Origin of the sequence: Streptomyces sp. NPDC037389 (genome assembly GCF_040636475.1) — a bacterium.
GTDB classification, from domain to species: domain Bacteria; phylum Actinomycetota; class Actinomycetes; order Streptomycetales; family Streptomycetaceae; genus Streptomyces; species Streptomyces hesseae.
The window spans coordinates 1-1,559 of sequence record NZ_JBEZUS010000051.1; the positions used below are offsets into that span (position 1 = coordinate 1).

Annotated in this window: 1 protein-coding gene and 1 pseudogene; both read left to right on the plus strand. The window is 68.2% G+C overall.

Going from position 1 to position 1,559, the window contains the following annotated elements:
- Positions 1 to 863, plus strand: a pseudogene (locus AB0E98_RS33620) (elongation factor 4); the annotation flags it as partial.
- Positions 864 to 1,159: 296 nt separating this feature from the next.
- Positions 1,160 to 1,559 (plus strand): AMP-binding protein (locus tag AB0E98_RS33625; protein WP_361710282.1); only part of this gene is annotated, 400 nt, incomplete at its 3' end.

Here is a 1,559-nt window from a genome sequence, read left to right on the forward strand (position 1 = left end):
TCAACGACGCCGCCCTGGTCTACGAGCCGGAGACCTCCGCCGCCCTCGGCTTCGGCTTCCGCGTCGGCTTCCTCGGCCTGCTCCACCTCGACGTGATCCGCGAGCGGCTGGAGCGCGAGTTCAACCTCGACCTGATCGCCACCGCGCCCAACGTGGTCTACCGCGTGGTCATGGAGGACGGCACCGAGCACACCGTCACCAACCCGAGCGAGTTCCCCGAGGGCAAGATCAACGAGGTCTACGAGCCGGTCGTGCGCGCCACGATCCTGGCTCCGACCGAGTTCATCGGCGCCATCATGGAGCTGTGCCAGACCCGGCGCGGCACCCTGCTCGGCATGGACTACCTCTCCGAGGACCGGGTGGAGATCCGCTACACCCTCCCGCTCGCGGAGATCGTCTTCGACTTCTTCGACCAGCTCAAGTCCAAGACGCGCGGTTACGCCTCGCTCGACTACGAGCCCACCGGCGAGCAGACCTCCAGCCTGGTCAAGGTCGACATCCTGCTGCACGGCGACAAGGTGGACGCCTTCTCGGCGATCACCCACAAGGACCAGGCGTACGCCTACGGCGTGCGGCTCGTCGCCAAGCTCAAGGAACTGATCCCGCGGCAGGCCTTCGAGGTGCCGGTCCAGGCCGCCATCGGCTCCCGCGTCATCGCCCGCGAGACCATCCGCGCCATCCGCAAGGACGTCCTCGCCAAGTGCTACGGCGGTGACATCTCCCGCAAGCGGAAGCTGCTGGAGAAGCAGAAGGAAGGCAAGAAGCGGATGAAGATGGTGGGTTCGGTGGAGGTTCCGCAGGAGGCCTTCATCGCGGTGCTGTCCAGCGACGACAGCGCGGGGTCGGCCAAGGGCAAGAAGTAACCGCCGCATCGCACGCCGCGTCCGGCCAAAACGGACACCGAGGGGCCCGTCGTACGAAAGTGCGGCGGGTCTCTTCGCATGTCACGGGCGGGCGTCTGTAGGAAATGACAGGGCGCGGGCTCTTACGCGGGGGCCGGTCGCCCTTTACGCTGATGCCTGCCCCGTAGTTACTCGTGAGTTAAACAAGTGATCGGGCACCAGTCCGACGCGCCGCTTGACCACGGCCCGAACAACCGCCCGAGAGTGAATCCAGCCGCACCTGAGCCAGCCGCACCGTCGCGGGCCCGGAGGATGTCGTGAGCGACACACAGACACTGATCGAGAACCGTCCGCCCTCCGTGGCGGGACTCTTCCTGGAGCGGGTGGCCGCCACGCCGGACGCCGAGGCGTACCGCTACCCGGTGCCGCCGGCCTCCGGCGAGGGCCCCGACGACTGGAAGTCGCTGACCTGGGCGCAGGCCGCCGAGCGGGTGTACGCGATCGCGGCGGGCCTGATCGAGCTGGGCGTGCTGCCCGAGCAGCGCGTCGCGCTGGCCTCCTCCACCCGCCTGGAGTGGATCCTCGCCGACCTCGGCATCATGTGCGCGGGTGCGGCGACGACCACCGTCTACCCGCAGACCAACGCCGACGAATCGGCGTACATCCTCTCCGACTCCGAGAGCCGGGTGCTGATCGCGGAGGACGCCGCGCAGCTCG